We start from the raw sequence: 14,201 nt of genomic DNA, 5'->3' as shown, positions 1-14,201 counted from the left end.
GGCGAACGCGTGGTGGCTCAGGCGATCTCGGAGGGCGCGCTCAGCGCGGCCTGCATGGCGACACCGTCGACGTAGGTGTGCTTCTCCTTGACCGCGCCGTCCTCGACAGTCACCATGTCCGCGATATCCACATCGACGGTGCGGCCGGTGACGGAGGTGCCGGACAGCTTCCATCGCACCACCCAGAAGTCGTCGCCGACGCGCAGGTCGACCTGGGTGAAGGTCAGGTCGGGGACGAGCGCGAAGTTCGCGGCCGCGGCGGTCCGGATCTCGGCCCGCCCCTGCGCGGGTGCGCCCCCGGAGTGCAGGTGGAAGACCGAATCTGGCGTGTGTAGCGCGGCGATGCGGTCGGGGTCGCGCTCGGCCCAGCAGGCGTGATAGCGCTCGAACAGATCCTTGGTGACATCGGACATGGTCGTATGTTCCCGAATCGGGAGTGGCTGGTCTAGGGGCGAAGGGCCTCGCTGTCGACTGGCGCAGTGAGGCTTGCTGAAATAGGTTAGCCTTGCCTAATGACGACTGAGACTGTGAATCGACCGGCCATGGTCTACGCGCCGGCGACGGTTCGTCGCGCGGTACGGCTGACGCCGCGCATGGTGCGGGTTACCCTCGGCTGTCAGAACTCGGCCGCCCTCGCCGACATCGGGCCCGATCAATACACGAAGCTCTTCTTCCCGCTCCCGGGCAAGCCGCGTCCCGTGGTGCCGCCGCCGCTGGACGACTCGGGCAGCGTAATGAGTTGGTACCAGCGGTATCTCGCGATGCCCGACGAGGTTCGCCCGCCGATGCGCACCTACACGATCCGCGCGCAGCGGCCCGAACTCGGCGAGCTCGACATCGACTTCGCCTTGCATGCCGAGCATGCGGGCCCCGCCTCGGACTGGGCTTCGACCGCCGCGCCGGGCGACGAGCTCGGCCTGCTCTGCCCGCCGCACGCGCTGTACACACCGTCCGGTGATTCCGGCTGGCAGTTGCTCGTCGGTGACGAGACCGCCGTTCCGGCAATCGGCGCGATCATCGAACGCCTTGACGTGGGTGTGCCGGTGCGAGCGTTCATCGAGGTCGACGGTCCCGCTGACGAGCAGCGGTTCGAGACCCGCGGCGACGTGGGGGTCGAGTGGGTGCATCGCGGCGATCGCTCGCACGGCGACGCGGTGGTCGACGCGGTGCGCGCCGCCGCGCTCCCCGCGGGCGCGCCCTACGCGTGGATCTCCGGTGAGGCCGAGTTGGTGAAGCTCGCCCGGCGTAATCTCGTCCGCGACCGTGGCGTCGACAAGCGCGCGATCACCTTCACGGGCTACTGGCGTCAGAACCGTACCGAGGAGGACAACGGCCGCGAGAAGGTGCGCCGCGCCGCCGCCGGTGAGCCGCTGGTCCTCGACGAGGACTGATGCGCATCGACCTTCCGAATGTCTGTGACGCCACTAATAGTTATTGCACTAATTATTAGTGGCGTAATAGTGTGTGAGCTAAGGAAGGTGGTGGACGATGCAGGAGCTCGACGACCCGTTGCGGCTCGATCGGCAGGTGTGCTTCGCGCTGGCGGTGGCCAATCGATCAGTACTGGCGGTCTACCGGCCGCTGCTCGAACCGCTCGGCCTGACACATCCGCAGTATCTGGTGATGCTCGCCCTGTGGGGTGAGGCGCCGATGTCGGTGAAGGCCGTCGCCGAGGCGATCCAGCTCGACTCCGCGACATTGTCACCGCTGCTCAAGCGGCTCGAATCCGCCGGTCTCATCACCCGCCGCCGCGATCCGCACGACGAGCGCACGCTGCACATCGACCTCACCGAGGTGGGCCGTGACCTGCGTCAACAGGCCGAGCAGATCCCGCCCGCCGTCGTGGCACGCCTCGGCGTGAGCCTGGCGGATCTGGAAGAACTGCGCGATGTCCTCGGCCGGGTCAACGCGGCCGCGCGACGCGCATCCGACGTGAGGGAGCAGTAGTGAGCAACTCGACCCCGAATCTCTGGCAGCGCGTTCGCTACATCACCGGCGGCACCCTGCCGGCCTCGATGGCGGACTGGGTGCTGGCCGACCTCACCGGCCCCGGCGCGACCCGCCGATACCTGATGCGCTTCCTGCTGCCCGTGCTTCCGATGCTGTGCCTGTTCTTACTGGTGCCGGGCCCGCTGTGGATCGGGCTGTCGATGATCGCGCTGCTGTACCTGCCGCTGCTCTACTTCACCGTGGCGTTGGTGTACGTGTACCGCCGGCACCGCCTGGTCAGCCATGGCTTCGATCCCGAGTTGGCGAACGAGGCCGAACGCCGTCGGGCCGAAGTCGAACGCGTTGCCTACGAGAGTCGCCACCACCGCGGCTGAGCCGCAGGCAACGGGTCGAGGTCGAGAACGGGGGAGTCAGCCCGCACGCAGAGTGGGCCCGACGAATCGTTCGACCATACGACGTTCCGCCGTGGCGTCGGGCAGCGGCCAGGTGAGCAGCGACAAGACGACGCGCACGACCCAGCCCGCGGCCTCGTCGTCGGGGGCGATTCTGGTCAGCGCGGTCGCGATGTTACCGAGTTCCGGTGCGCCGGCGAGGAATTCGTTGGTTTCGGGGGAGCGGTGCCGGATCAGCCACTGCCGCAGCACCGGGTCGGCGCGGATCGCGGCGACGGCGGCCAGGATCGCCTCCACGGGGCGTCGGCCGGGCGGGGCCGAGTCGAGGACCGCCTCGACGCGCGCGACGACGGATCCGGCGGCCCTGACCATCACCGCGCTCACCAGTTGTGGTTTGCCGCCGACGTAGCGATACAGCGTCGCGCGCGAGCAGCCCGCGGCCGCGGCGATGTCCTCGGCGGTGACGTTGTCGATGCCGTATTCGAGGAACAGTGCGAGGGCAGCGCGTTCGATGCGGTCGACCGCGATGGTGCGTCGGTCACCACCGGTTAGCCAGTCCACTCGGTCGGTCATCGGCGAACCTCCATTGTCTCACAGTGAGACGCGCATCGGAATCTGTCTAGCCGGAACTTACCGGGCAGGGACTTGTTTCGATGAAATACGCGACGGGTTCCAACAGCAACGATATCGCTGTGCTGTCTCACTCTGAGACGGTCGTTGACCGTATGCCTCTCGTCGTTGCACGGTGAGCGCCGACAGCCTGACCAGGAAAGGCGGCGGCCATGACCACGGACCTCGAAGCGATCGACCTGTTCGACGCGGCGGTGCTCGACGATCCCTACCCGATGTATCGCACTCTGCGCGAGCAAGCGCCCGTCTACCGGGTTCCCGGCACGGACTTCTACCTCGTCGCCTCGTGGGCCGCGGTCGCCGAGGCGACCCGGCGTCCGGCGGAGTTCTCCTCGCATCTGACCGGCGTGCTCGTCGCCCAGCCGGGTGCGGCGCCGACGACCTTCGACCTCGACGCGACAGGACAGGGCATCCACGTGCTCGCCACGGCCGACGGCGACATTCATGCCGCCCATCGCGGCGTCGTCGGACCGGCGCTGGCCAAACGGGTTCGCACCCTCGGCCCGTTCGTCACCGCACTGACCGAACAGCTGTGGGCGGCGGAGCTCGACGGCGATCGGATCGACTGGGCCACCGGGGTCGCCGATCGATTGCCGCTGGCGCTGATCGCCGAACTCGTCGGACTGCCAGGCGCCGATGTGCCGAAACTGCTCTCGCTGGCCTACGACTCCACCGAGATGCTGGGCGGTGTCGTCGCCGACGGCCGGATGACCGCGCTGATCACCTCGGCGGCCGAGCTCGCCCACTACGCGTACCTGGCGATCAGCGGCGCGAAAGAGCGAGTGGCCGATCGAGATTCGCCGCGAACGGTGCTCGAGGTACTCGTCGCGGCGATGTTGGCGGGCACGATCGACGAGCAGCAGGCGGTACTGATCGTGGTGCAGCTGATCGGAGCGGGCGGGGAGTCGACCGCAGGTCTGATCGCCTCGGCGGCACGACTGCTCGCCACCGACCTCGCCCTGCAGGCCAGTCTGCGCGAACGGCCCGAGCTCATCCCCGCGTTCCTCGACGAGGCGCTGCGCCTGGAGTCACCCTTTCGCGGCCACCACCGCCACGTCGTGTCGGATACTCAGCTGGGTGGCGTCGACCTGCCCGCGGGGAGTCACCTGCTGTTGCTGTGGGGATCCGCCAACCGCGATCGGGCCGCCTACCCGGATCCGGACGTCGTCGATCTTGGCCGGCCGCGTGGACGTGGGCACGCGGCGTTCGGTGCGGGCGCCCACTTCTGCATCGGGTCCGCCCTGGCCAGGCTGGAAGCAACCGCCGCGATCACCCTGCTCCTCGAACGCACCGAGCGGTTCGGGCTCATCGATGAGGAGCCGCCACGGTGGGTGCCCAGCCTGTTCGTGCGCCGCCACGCGACTCTTCCGCTACGCGTTACGCGCGCCTGAGGACGGTTCTGGTCCTGCGGCTCGGGTTCTCATGGGGGCGATAGCGCTTCCACCGGGTGGCAAGTTCGGGCCTGAGCCGGATCGGGCTCGGGTCGGCTGGATCGCGGTCGGCGCGGGCGGAGTTGCCTCCTGGCGGGGTGTGGCACGGTGTCGGGGTGCGCCCCTGTCTGTTCCTGCCCGCCTGCCTGCTCGCGACGACAGCGCTGTTCGCCGGATGCGCGTCCACGGACGCGACCTCGGCAATGTCGACCGCGACGGCCGTTTCCTCGGAGAGTGCCGTGCCGCCTACTTCCCCCGTCGTGAACCGCACGGTGGTCCTCGATCCCGGTCACAACGGTGGCAATGCCACCCACCTCGCGCAGATCAACGCGCCGGTGCCCGACGGACGCGGCGGGACGAAGGCCTGCAACACCACCGGGACCTCGGCCGACAGCGGCTACACCGAGCACGAGTTCACCTGGGATGTCACCGTGCGCGTGCGAGACCTGCTCGCCGCGCACGGTGTTCGGGTGATCCTCACGCGCTCCGACGACACCGGCGTCGGACCGTGCGTCGACCAGTGCGCCGCCATCGCGAATCAGGCGGGCGCCGACGCGGTGGTCTCGATCCACGCCGACGGCAATACCGGCGCGGGCGCGCACGGATTCCACATCGCCTATGCCGAACCCCCGCTGAATCCGGTGCAGGCCGAGGCGGGAACGCGGCTGGCCACTGCGCTGCGCGATGCCATGGTCGCCGGTGGCGCGGTGCCGTCGACCTATGTGGGGTCGGCCGGCCTGGATCCGAGGGCGGATCTGGCCGGGCTCAATCTGGCCGAGCGGCCGAGCGCCCTGGTCGAATGCGGGAACATGCGCTCGGCGACCGATGCCGCGCTGATCGAGACTCCGGCGGGGCGGGCCCGCTGTGCCGAGCTCATCACCGCCGGAATTCTCGCGTTCCTCGGCTGATTCGCCGACTGCCTCCGCCTGATTTTGGAGGAGTCGCGCAAAGTTCGCCAGGCCTGCTTCGGCCGTGCCCGCGCTCGAACAGTAAGGCAGCTTGTTACCAACATGGCTACCTATTGTCGATAGCTGGCAAATCTGTACACCCGCGATAGCTGGTCAATTAACTCGCCAGTTGCTCCGAGTGGGAACCGGTTGGTCTGAAACGTGTTCATTCGCTGAATTCGCACTCCTGCAAAACGGTTCGCGAATACCGGTCGGTAGCAGTATTTTTCGCTACCGGGGCGGTTGACGGTTGATCTTCGCCGCCTTAATGTCCCTGTCACAGTTCGATATCGAAGTGTTCAGTGTCATCGCTCGAAATGTTTCCCGGACGGCAAGCCGGCCCCTGCCGTCCTCCGCGTGCGTTTCCAAGGAGTATTGATAGTGAGAAGCCGAATTCTGTTCTTCGCCGGAGCAATGGCATTGGCGCCCATCGTCACCGCGTTGGTCCCGGCCGGGAGCGCTACTGCGCACGGCTGGATCGCCGGGCCCGCGAGCAGGCAGGAACAATGCGCCCGTGGCCTCGTGCCCTGCGGCGCGGTGAAATACGAACCGCAGAGTGTGGAGGGTCCGAAGGGGCTCACCAACTGCAGTGCGAACAAATACCCCGAGCTCGATGACGACAGCCTCGGCTGGGTGCCGCAAAAGGTTTCCGGCAGTGCGAGTTTCACGTGGAAGAACACCGCGAACCATCGCACGCTGAATTGGGAATACTTCATCGGAAATACCAGGGTCGCCGTGTTCGACGGTCGAAACGAACAGCCGTCCATGGAGGTGACCCATACCGTCGATTTGACGAAATATTCCGGTCGGCAGAAATTGCGGGCAGTATGGAATATCGGTGATACCGCAGCGGCGTTCTACAGTTGCGTCGATCTCGAGATAGGCGGCACACCCGGGGCTACGACCACCCCGAAGCCGACCACTTCCCGGCCGACCACCAGCACTCCTGCCCCCACCACCACGCCGCCCGCGACCACCACGAAACCTCCTGCCACGACCACGAAACCGCCGGTGACAACCACTCCCGGGCACGAGCACCCGACGACAACGGCTGCCCCCACCGGATCGGCCTGGCGTCAGGGTGCCACCTATGCCATCGGCGACAAGGTCACCTACCAGGGCGCCACCTATAGCTGCAGGCAGGCGCACACGGTGCACGACCCGAACTGGACACCGCCGAACACTCCCGCACTCTGGTCCCGGGTGTAGCCGGCACGACGAGGCAGGCGAAACGGTTCGTGTGTTCTCCCACCATCGGTCCCACGATGGGGTGAGGATGGGGACCGACTCGCCGGCCTCGCGTTCGGTCGGCCCGCAGCACAAGGACGTGAGATATGAGTGACAGGAAATTCGCCATCGCCGTCGCGGCCATCGGGACGGCAATGCTGGCCACGACCCTCGGCGCTCCCACCGCCTCGGCCGGTGTTTCGCACTTGACCGTGAAACCCAACCTCAGCGTCGGCTCGGCAACCGACTACGGCACCGGATGCACCCATCAGCTGCTGGCCAGGCTCAGCGTCGGCATCGTTCCTGTTGCCTTCTACGACAACGGCGCGCTCCTGGCCGTGGTCGCCCCGACCGACGGCGTCGCCATGTTCAACTGGGTGCCGTCCTACACCGGTGCCCACGCGCTGACCGCCGTCCAGGACGGTATCGCCAGTAGCGCGAATGTGACGGTCGGCCGGGGCTTCCGCTTCGGGGAATCCTGTGTGGTCACCGGCGGCTGACCTGCCAGCAATACTTCGGCATCCGCGGGAAGCGTGCAAGCGATTGGATAGTTTCACATCGGCGATGTCGGCAGGTGTGGCCGACAAACCAAAATCCGGCCGAAACGGTCCCGAACTACCGGTTTTGTCTGATTCTTGTTGAAGGGGCGCCGCGGCCGGGTAGCGTGGCGACCCGCGAGGTGGTAATGACCGCAGCGCCCATTTTTGCCCGCCGACCAGCTGGGTCGAAAAGGCCGACGGGAAGTAGAGCACGGAGTTTGGTCACCGACGTCATCGATGTGAGCGCGGATTTCACCATCGCGCGACAAGCGTTGTGGGATGTGCTGCTCGATCCTCAGAGTTATCCACGGATGTTCACCGGCATCGGCAGTTGTGAACCGGTGGAACGTCCCGACGGTGCGGTCCACTGGCAGGTGCGGATCGGATCTGCGAGCGGCGGGATCAGGACGCACGAGTTCATCCTGGTCATCGGCCGTTGGTACGAGAGTTTCGAACTGCGCAGCCCGGTGCTCGGCAGCTTCGCCGCGATCCGCTTGCGCGGCGATCAGGAGCGGACCCGACTCGACATCACCCTGTTCGCGGCCGCGCGTGTCCATCCGCTGATCGAGCAGGGCGGCAACTCACTGGTCACCGACTGGGTGAAGGCGGGGCTGCGCCGTACCGCCGACGCGATCGCGGGCACCCGTTCCTCGGTGGTGATCAATGCCGAGCGTTCGATGGTGCGCCGCAATGCCGGGGTGGCGCGCAGTATCGCGGCCACCGGGCTGATGCGGCCCGAGCCGAGGTCGATCGTGAGACAGCTTCGCTCCCTGTCGAAGTGGGGTTTCAACCTGGCAGGTGGTTACGCGGCGGGCGCGGCCTACGCACCTGATCGGCTCGCGCTGATCGACGCGGGCGGGCACCGCACCTTCGCCGAGGTCGACTCCAGATCCACCGCGCTGGCCGCGGCGATGTACTCGATCGGTCTGCGCAAGGGTGACGCCATCGGCCTGCTGGCGCGCAATCACGCGGGCATGGTCGAAACCATGGTCGCCGCGGGCAAACTCGGCGTCGACGTGGCGTTGCTCAATGCGGGATTGTCGGGGCGGCGGATCGAGGAGATCGTACAGCGGCACCGGTTGAGCGCGGTCTTCGTCGACGGTGCGCTGGAAACGCTGATCCGCTACCTGCACAGCGAGGTCCCCCGCTACACCACCGACGACTGTCCGCCGGACCCGGAGCGCACGACGGTCGACGACCTGATCGCCCAGGCGCACAACGACTTCCCGGTTCCCGCTCATCCCGGCAGGCTGATCGTGCTCACCTCCGGCACCAGCGGTTCGCCGAAGGGTGCGCGCCGCCCGCACGCCAAGGGTTTCGGCACCATCGCCGCGCTGCTCTCGCGGATCCCGCTGCGCGTGGAGGAGGTCCTGCTCATCCCCGCGCCGCTGTTCCATACCTGGGGCCTGGCCGGGTTGCAGCTCAGCACGGCATTGCGGGCGACCGTGGTGTTGTCGGACGGTTTCGATGCGATGGACTGCCTGCGCGCGGTAGCCGAGCACCGGATCACCACGTTGATCGTGGTTCCGACCATGGTGGAACGCCTGCTCGAGGTGCCCGACGAGGTCCGGGCCGGCTTGGATCTGTCGAGCCTGCGGTTCGTGGTGAGCTGTGGTGCGCCGCTGGCCGGGGCCACCGTGCTGCGATTCCTGGACAGCTACGGCGACCTGCTCTACAACGTGTACGGCTCGACCGAGGTGTCATGGGCCAGCGTCGCCACCCCCGACGACCTACGGGTATCGCCCACGACCGCGGGCCGCCCGCCACTGGGCACCCGGGTCGCGGTGCTCGGTCCCGACCTGCGTCCGGTGCCGGTGGGCTCCACCGGGCACATCTTCGTCGCCAACCACATGCTCTTCGATGGCTACGTCAACTCCGCGCCGCCGGAGGAGGCCGACGGCATGCTCGATACCGGCGACCTCGGCTACCTCGATGCCGCGGGGCGGCTGTTCGTGGCGGGCCGCGACGACGAGATGATCATCTCCGGTGGTGAGAACGTCTTCCCGCGACCGGTCGAGGAGGCGCTCGCCCACCTTCCCCAGATCAGCGAAGTGGCGGTCGTCGGCGTTCCCGACCGGGAGTTCGGTCAGCGGCTGGCCGCCTTCGTGGTGAAACGTGAAGGGGCCGGGCTGGATTCGGACATGGTGCGGACCTACATCCGCAACCGTCTGAGCCGATTCTCGGTCCCGCGTGATGTCACGTTCCTGAGCGCGCTGCCACGTGGGGAGACCGGCAAGATCCTCAAGCGGGTGCTCGTGCCGGGGTCAGCGCTGAGCGAGTAGCAACCCCACCGCGCGCTCGATCGTCGCCGACGCCTGCTCGCCCGACAGTCCGCGCCGGTCCTGTAGATGGTGGCGCGTCGGCCAGGCCAGGGCGCCGTCGACCAGATCGAGCAGCCTGCCGTCGAGCTCACCGTCCGGCCGGGACAGTTCGGGTGCGAACAGCGCGGCCAGCACGGCGCGGATGCGTTCGTCGGTGCGCCGCATCCGTTCGTCGATCGCGGCGATCGATCGAGATTCCTGCAGACCGGGCAGCCGGGGCACGCGCTGCAGATCGAAGATCGCGGCGCTCTGGCGCACCGCGACCGTGATCCGCTCGGCCAGGGCAGTCGAGGGATCCGGGACGACCAGGCACGCCTCGACCATCTCGGACTGGCGTTCCGTCGCGGCCACCAGCAACGCTTCCCGATCGGGAAAGTGCACGAAGACACTGCGTTCGGAGGTGCCCGCTCTGGCGGCGATCTCGCGCGCGGTCGGTGCGAAATCGCCCGCGGTCACCGCGGCGAGCAGTCCGTCGATGATCGCTTCGCGCGTTTTCGCCGGATCTCGCCGCCGCCGCGGCGCGCGCGCCTGCCTCGCGCCCGCCGCGGCGTCCTGCTCCGATCTCATCGACCCATCACAGCACAGTCCGCCGCCGACCTACTTGCTCGGCTCCGGCGCGGCCCGGTTCATCAGCGAGTGCTTGCGCGAATAGGCGAAGTACACGATCAGGCCGACTGCAAGCCAACCGGCGAACCGCACCCAGGTCTCCCACGGCAGCGACCAGATCAGGTAGGCCGAGAAGCCGATCCCGACCAGCGGGATCACCGGCATCAACGGCAGCCGGAACGAACGCGGGGCGTCGGGCCTGGTGCGCCGCAACACGATCACCGAGATGCACACCACGATGAAGGCCATCAGAATGCCGATATTAGTGAGCTCGGCGACGGTGTTGATCGGCAGCACACCGGCCAGGATCGCCGCGCCGAAGCCGACGATCCAGGTGACCCTGGTCGGTACCTTGCGGGTGGGGTGGGTCTTGGCGAACCAGATGGGCAGCAGCCCGTCGCGGCTCATCGCGAACCACACCCGGGTGACGCCGAGCATGAAGGTGAGCACGACGGTGATGATGCCGACGATCGCGCCGACCGCGATGATATTGGCGACGCCCGGCATCCCGACCGATTCGAACGCGGTGGAGAAACCGCTGGTCGGGCTGATTTCGGTGTACTTCTGCATGCCGGTGAGCACGAGCGTGGCCAGCACGTAGAGCACCATCGCGATGGCAAGGGAGTAGATGATCGCCTTGGGCAGGTGCTTGCGCCCGTCGATGGATTCCTCGGCCGCGGTACTCATCGCGTCATAACCGAACACCGCGAAGAACACCGTCGCCGCGCCCGTCCACACCGCGCCCGTGCCGAAGGGGAAGTACGGGTCGTAGTTGGCGCTGTCGATGTGGAACACCCCGAGCACCACGATGAGCATGACCAGTGCGACCTTGATGCCGACCGCGACCGTCTCGAACCGGCCGACGCTGCCGATACCGCGTGAGAGAACCCACGCGGTGCCCAGACAGAACAGCACCGCGAACAGGTCGATCACCCGGCCCTCGCCGGTATCGGGCGCGCCGAGCATCCACTCCGGCAGGGTCAGGCCGACCTGATCGAGCAGGAACCCGAAGTACCCGGACACGCCGATCGCGACCACCGCCGCCACCGCGATGTATTCGAGCAGCAGGTCCCAGCCGATGAACCAGCCCGCGAGCTCGCCGAGCGAGACGTAGCCGTAGGTGTAGGCCGAGCCGGCTTTCGGGACCATGCCCGCGAATTCGGCGTAGCACAGTGCTGCCGCGGCACTGGCGACACCGGCGATCAGGAACGAGATCAGTACCGCCGGACCGGTGACCGAGTGCGCGACCGAGCCCGCCAGGGTGAAGATGCCCGCGCCGATGATGCCGCCGACGCCGATGGCGGTGAGCTGCCAGAGCCCGAGTGATTTGGCCAGGCGCTCGTCACTGGGGATGTCGTCGTCGACCTCTATCAGTGGTTTGCGGCGCAACATCTGGGTGCGCAACTCTGCGAAAGACATTCGCGTTTCCTTCCATCGGCGCACACCGTCGCGTCACGGTGGGCTCATCCGAGTACACCGCCACGCGCGAGGAGCGGGCGTCGAGAGTGAATAATGTTCAGCGGCAATGATTGTTCGGCCGAAGCCGGTTATCGCCCGCGCACGCCGACCAGTGCGCGCAGGAAGAACCCGAGGTTGGCGGGCCTTTCGGCCAGCCTGCGCATGAAGTACCCGTACCACTGGTCACCGTAGGGGACATACACGCGAACATGGTTGCCCGCGGCGGCGAGTCGCTGCTGTTCGTCGGCGCGAATGCCGAACAGCATCTGGTACTCGTACTCCTCGGTCTTGCGCTGCGCCGACTGTATGCCCACGCCGGCCGCGGTGATCACCGCCGGGTCGTGTGAGGCGATCATCGGATAGCCCGCGCCCGCGGTGAGCACGCCGAGGCACCGCAGATACGACGCGTCGACCTCGGCCTTGTCGCGGAAGGCGACCGACTCCGGTTCGTCATAGGCGCCTTTGCACAGCCTGATTCGCGACCCCGGACCCGCCATGGCGCGGCAGTCGTCCTCGGTGCGGCGCAGATACGCCTGCAACACCGCGCCCAGCCACGGGTAGTCCGCGCGCAGTTCGCGCACGATCGACAGCGTCGAGTCGGTGGTGGTGTGGTCTTCGGCGTCGACGGTGACCCAGATCCCCGCGGCCTCGGCGGCGGCACAGATCTGGCGGGCGTGCTCGCGGGCGATGGCGTGACCGTCGCTCGGCAGGGCCTGTCCGAGTGCGGAGAGCTTCACCGAAACCTCCAGTGGCCGAACAGCTCCCGTCGCCACCTCGGACTGGGGGAGTGCACCGAGGGCGGCGATCAAGGTCCGGTATTGCGCGACGGTCGCCACTGCGCTCGCCAGATCGGTGGTGTCCTCACCCAGATAGTCGATGCTGACGAAACGCCCTGAGCGCAATAGGGTTTCGGTGGCAAGCACGGCCTGCTCGGTGGTGGTGCCCGCGACGAAGCGGGCCACCACCGCCCGACTGACCGGCAGTCGGGTGATGGCGCGTTCCAGCCGGGGTGAGCGGGCGGCGGCGAGCATGGTCGAACGCAGCAGAGCCGACATCAGCCGACCTCCGGTGCCTGGTGGGGGTAGCCGTGCTCGGTCGGCGGGACGAAGGTTTCCTTGATCGTGCGCGCGGAGGTCCAGCGCAGCAGGTTCTGGGGGGAACCTGCCTTGTCGTTGGTGCCGGACGCGCGTCCGCCGCCGAACGGCTGCTGGCCGACGACGGCTCCGGACGGTTTGTCGTTGATGTAGAAGTTGCCCGCGGCGAAGGTGAGCCGCTCGGTCGCCGCGGAGATCGCGGTGCGGTCCTGCGCGATGACCGAGCCGGTGAGGCCGTAGGGGCTGCCGCTGTCGACGAGGTCCATGGCGTCGGCGAAGGCGGTCGGGGTGCTGTCGTCGTAGACGTGCACCGCCAGGATCGGGCCGAAGTATTCGGTGCGGAAGATCTCGTCGGCCGGATCGTCACCGACCACGATGGTCGGGTCGACGAACCAGCCGACGCTGTCATCGCTGTGTCCGCCCGCCACCACGGTCAGGCCCGGTGTCGCCTTGGCCCGCTCGAGTGCGGCGGCGTTGCGGTCGAAGGCGGGTCGATCGATCAGCGCCCCACCGAAATTCGTGAAGTCGGTGACATCGCCGTAGCGCAGGTTCGATGTCCGTTCGATCAGGTCCTCCGACATCGCCGCCCATACCGAACGCGGGACGAACGCGCGGGAGGCGGCCGAACACTTCTGGCCCTGATAGTCGAACGCGCCACGCACCAGTGCGGTGGTGAGCACCGCCGGGTCGGCTGACGGGTGTGCGAGCACGAAGTCCTTGCCACCCGTTTCGCCGACCAGTCGCGGATATGTGCGGTACCCGTCCAGACGCTGCGCCACCTCGCGCCACAGGTGCTGGAACGTGGCCGTCGACCCGGTGAAATGCACGCCGGCCAGCCGTGAGTCGGCCAGCACGACATCGGAGATCACCGGGCCTGCCCCATTGACCAGGTTGATCACCCCGGGCGGCAGTCCGGCGGCTTCGAGCAGCCGCATCGTCAGGTAGGCCGCCACGGACTGGCTCCTGGCGGGCTTCCACACCACGGTGTTGCCCATCAGTGCGGGCGCGGTGGGCAGGTTGCCCGCGATCGCGCTGAAGTTGAACGGTGTCACCGCGTAGACGAACCCCTCGAGCGAGCGGTACTGCATCCGATTCCACACACCCGGCGAGGAGAGCGGCTGCCCGGCGAGGATCTCGCGGGCGAACGAGACATTGAACCGCCAGAAGTCGATCAGTTCGCACGGCGCGTCGATCTCGGCCTGGTAGGCGGATTTGGATTGCCCGAGCATCGTCGCGGCCGCGATCTTCGAACGCCACGGCCCGGCAAGCAGGTCGGCGGCGCGCAGGAAGATCGCGGCTCGATCGTCGAACGGCATCGCCTGCCAGGCGGGCGCCGCGGCACAGGCGGCCTCGACCGCGGCGGCGGTGTCGGTGGTACTCGCGTCACGCAGGGTGCCGAGGACGGCGGCGTGGCGATGCGGTTGAACCACGTCGTAGGCAGGGCCGTCGCCGGGCAGATGGCGGCCGCCGATCACGTGGGTGATCTCGGTGGGGGAGGCGGACAACTCGGCGAGCGCGGTCTGGAGGCGACTGCGTTCCGGGCTTCCCGGAGCGAAGGTGCCGACGGGTTCGTTGACCGGTGGCGGGGTGGTCGCGATGGCGTCCAT

At 67.7% G+C, this 14,201-nt stretch carries 14 protein-coding genes; 8 read left to right on the top strand and 6 right to left on the bottom strand.

The features are described 5' to 3' along the window. Nucleotides 1–17: 17 nt before the first annotated feature. A complete protein-coding gene (locus tag ACFWO8_RS15455; RefSeq protein WP_378950295.1) occupies nucleotides 18–413 on the bottom strand; it encodes a nuclear transport factor 2 family protein in 396 nt (131 codons plus the stop codon). Between the two features lie 99 nt (nucleotides 414–512). Here ACFWO8_RS15455 and ACFWO8_RS15450 point away from each other — a divergent pair, with 99 nt between their 5' ends. The 3 genes from ACFWO8_RS15450 (at nucleotide 513) to ACFWO8_RS15440 (ending at nucleotide 2,324) form a co-directional block, all read left to right on the top strand. Further along, nucleotides 513–1,391: a siderophore-interacting protein gene (locus ACFWO8_RS15450; RefSeq protein WP_378950293.1), complete on the top strand. Its 879-nt coding sequence runs from the start codon at nucleotides 513–515 to the stop codon at nucleotides 1,389–1,391. A 97-nt stretch (nucleotides 1,392–1,488) separates the two neighbouring features. After that, nucleotides 1,489–1,947: a MarR family winged helix-turn-helix transcriptional regulator gene (locus tag ACFWO8_RS15445; protein ID WP_378950291.1), complete on the top strand. Its 459-nt coding sequence runs from the start codon at nucleotides 1,489–1,491 to the stop codon at nucleotides 1,945–1,947. Next, nucleotides 1,947–2,324 carry a DUF5313 family protein gene (locus ACFWO8_RS15440; protein ID WP_378950289.1) on the top strand — a complete coding sequence of 126 codons (378 nt, stop codon included), beginning with the start codon at nucleotides 1,947–1,949 and terminating at the stop codon, nucleotides 2,322–2,324. Before ACFWO8_RS15445 ends, ACFWO8_RS15440 begins: the two co-directional genes overlap by 1 nt. A gap of 36 nt (nucleotides 2,325–2,360) precedes the next feature. On the opposite strand, the gene ACFWO8_RS15435 is transcribed toward ACFWO8_RS15440, so the two are convergent. Further along, nucleotides 2,361–2,915: a TetR/AcrR family transcriptional regulator gene (locus tag ACFWO8_RS15435; protein WP_378950287.1), complete on the bottom strand. Its 555-nt coding sequence runs from the start codon at nucleotides 2,913–2,915 to the stop codon at nucleotides 2,361–2,363. 209 nt (nucleotides 2,916–3,124) lie between these two features. Here ACFWO8_RS15435 and ACFWO8_RS15430 point away from each other — a divergent pair, with 209 nt between their 5' ends. The 5 genes from ACFWO8_RS15430 (at nucleotide 3,125) to ACFWO8_RS15410 (ending at nucleotide 9,397) form a co-directional block, all read left to right on the top strand. Further along, nucleotides 3,125–4,363: a cytochrome P450 gene (locus tag ACFWO8_RS15430; RefSeq protein ID WP_378950285.1), complete on the top strand. Its 1,239-nt coding sequence runs from the start codon at nucleotides 3,125–3,127 to the stop codon at nucleotides 4,361–4,363. A 155-nt stretch (nucleotides 4,364–4,518) separates the two neighbouring features. Further along, on the top strand, nucleotides 4,519–5,310 hold the full coding sequence (locus ACFWO8_RS15425) for an N-acetylmuramoyl-L-alanine amidase (protein ID WP_378950283.1): 792 nt from the start codon (nucleotides 4,519–4,521) through the stop codon (nucleotides 5,308–5,310). Between the two features lie 420 nt (nucleotides 5,311–5,730). Beyond that, nucleotides 5,731–6,558 (top strand): carbohydrate-binding protein, encoded by an 828-nt coding sequence (locus tag ACFWO8_RS15420; protein ID WP_378950281.1) that lies wholly within the window; start codon nucleotides 5,731–5,733, stop codon nucleotides 6,556–6,558. Between the two features lie 125 nt (nucleotides 6,559–6,683). Next, a complete protein-coding gene (locus ACFWO8_RS15415; RefSeq protein ID WP_378950278.1) occupies nucleotides 6,684–7,076 on the top strand; it encodes a hypothetical protein in 393 nt (130 codons plus the stop codon). A 257-nt stretch (nucleotides 7,077–7,333) separates the two neighbouring features. Continuing rightward, complete coding sequence (locus ACFWO8_RS15410; protein WP_378950276.1) at nucleotides 7,334–9,397, top strand: AMP-binding protein; 2,064 nt, start codon at nucleotides 7,334–7,336, stop codon at nucleotides 9,395–9,397. On the opposite strand, the gene ACFWO8_RS15405 is transcribed toward ACFWO8_RS15410, so the two are convergent. From ACFWO8_RS15405 to pruA, 4 genes are all read right to left on the bottom strand, one after another. Then, nucleotides 9,380–10,003, bottom strand: coding sequence for a TetR/AcrR family transcriptional regulator (locus tag ACFWO8_RS15405; RefSeq protein WP_378950274.1), 624 nt, complete (start codon nucleotides 10,001–10,003; stop codon nucleotides 9,380–9,382). The two genes, ACFWO8_RS15410 and ACFWO8_RS15405, sit on opposite strands and share 18 nt — an antisense overlap. A 30-nt stretch (nucleotides 10,004–10,033) precedes the next feature. Continuing rightward, a complete protein-coding gene (locus tag ACFWO8_RS15400) occupies nucleotides 10,034–11,461 on the bottom strand; it encodes an amino acid permease (protein WP_378950272.1) in 1,428 nt (475 codons plus the stop codon). Between the two features lie 128 nt (nucleotides 11,462–11,589). Continuing rightward, the gene (locus ACFWO8_RS15395; protein WP_378950270.1) at nucleotides 11,590–12,555 is read right to left on the bottom strand and encodes a proline dehydrogenase family protein; all 966 of its coding nucleotides are present in this window, start codon (nucleotides 12,553–12,555) and stop codon (nucleotides 11,590–11,592) included. After that, nucleotides 12,555–14,201, bottom strand: a complete 1,647-nt coding sequence (pruA, locus tag ACFWO8_RS15390; protein ID WP_378950268.1) for an L-glutamate gamma-semialdehyde dehydrogenase — start codon at nucleotides 14,199–14,201, stop codon at nucleotides 12,555–12,557. Before pruA ends, ACFWO8_RS15395 begins: the two co-directional genes overlap by 1 nt.

Origin of the sequence: Nocardia sp. NPDC058480 (assembly GCF_042720495.1) — a bacterium.
In the GTDB taxonomy this organism is placed as follows: domain Bacteria; phylum Actinomycetota; class Actinomycetes; order Mycobacteriales; family Mycobacteriaceae; genus Nocardia.
Note: the sequence above shows the minus strand (reverse complement) of the source record. Positions and strands in the feature narration are given on the sequence as shown.

Coding starts and splice junctions, on each gene's coding strand:
- ACFWO8_RS15455 (WP_378950295.1), bottom strand. CDS start 413: ATGTCCGATGTCACCAAGGATCTGTTCGAGCGCTATCACGCCTGCTGG.
- ACFWO8_RS15450 (WP_378950293.1), top strand. CDS start 513: ATGACGACTGAGACTGTGAATCGACCGGCCATGGTCTACGCGCCGGCG.
- ACFWO8_RS15445 (WP_378950291.1), top strand. CDS start 1,489: ATGCAGGAGCTCGACGACCCGTTGCGGCTCGATCGGCAGGTGTGCTTC.
- ACFWO8_RS15435 (WP_378950287.1), bottom strand. CDS start 2,915: ATGACCGACCGAGTGGACTGGCTAACCGGTGGTGACCGACGCACCATC.
- ACFWO8_RS15430 (WP_378950285.1), top strand. CDS start 3,125: ATGACCACGGACCTCGAAGCGATCGACCTGTTCGACGCGGCGGTGCTC.
- ACFWO8_RS15415 (WP_378950278.1), top strand. CDS start 6,684: ATGAGTGACAGGAAATTCGCCATCGCCGTCGCGGCCATCGGGACGGCA.
- ACFWO8_RS15405 (WP_378950274.1), bottom strand. CDS start 10,003: ATGAGATCGGAGCAGGACGCCGCGGCGGGCGCGAGGCAGGCGCGCGCG.
- ACFWO8_RS15400 (WP_378950272.1), bottom strand. CDS start 11,461: ATGTCTTTCGCAGAGTTGCGCACCCAGATGTTGCGCCGCAAACCACTG.
- ACFWO8_RS15395 (WP_378950270.1), bottom strand. CDS start 12,555: ATGTCGGCTCTGCTGCGTTCGACCATGCTCGCCGCCGCCCGCTCACCC.
- pruA (WP_378950268.1), bottom strand. CDS start 14,201: ATGGACGCCATCGCGACCACCCCGCCACCGGTCAACGAACCCGTCGGC.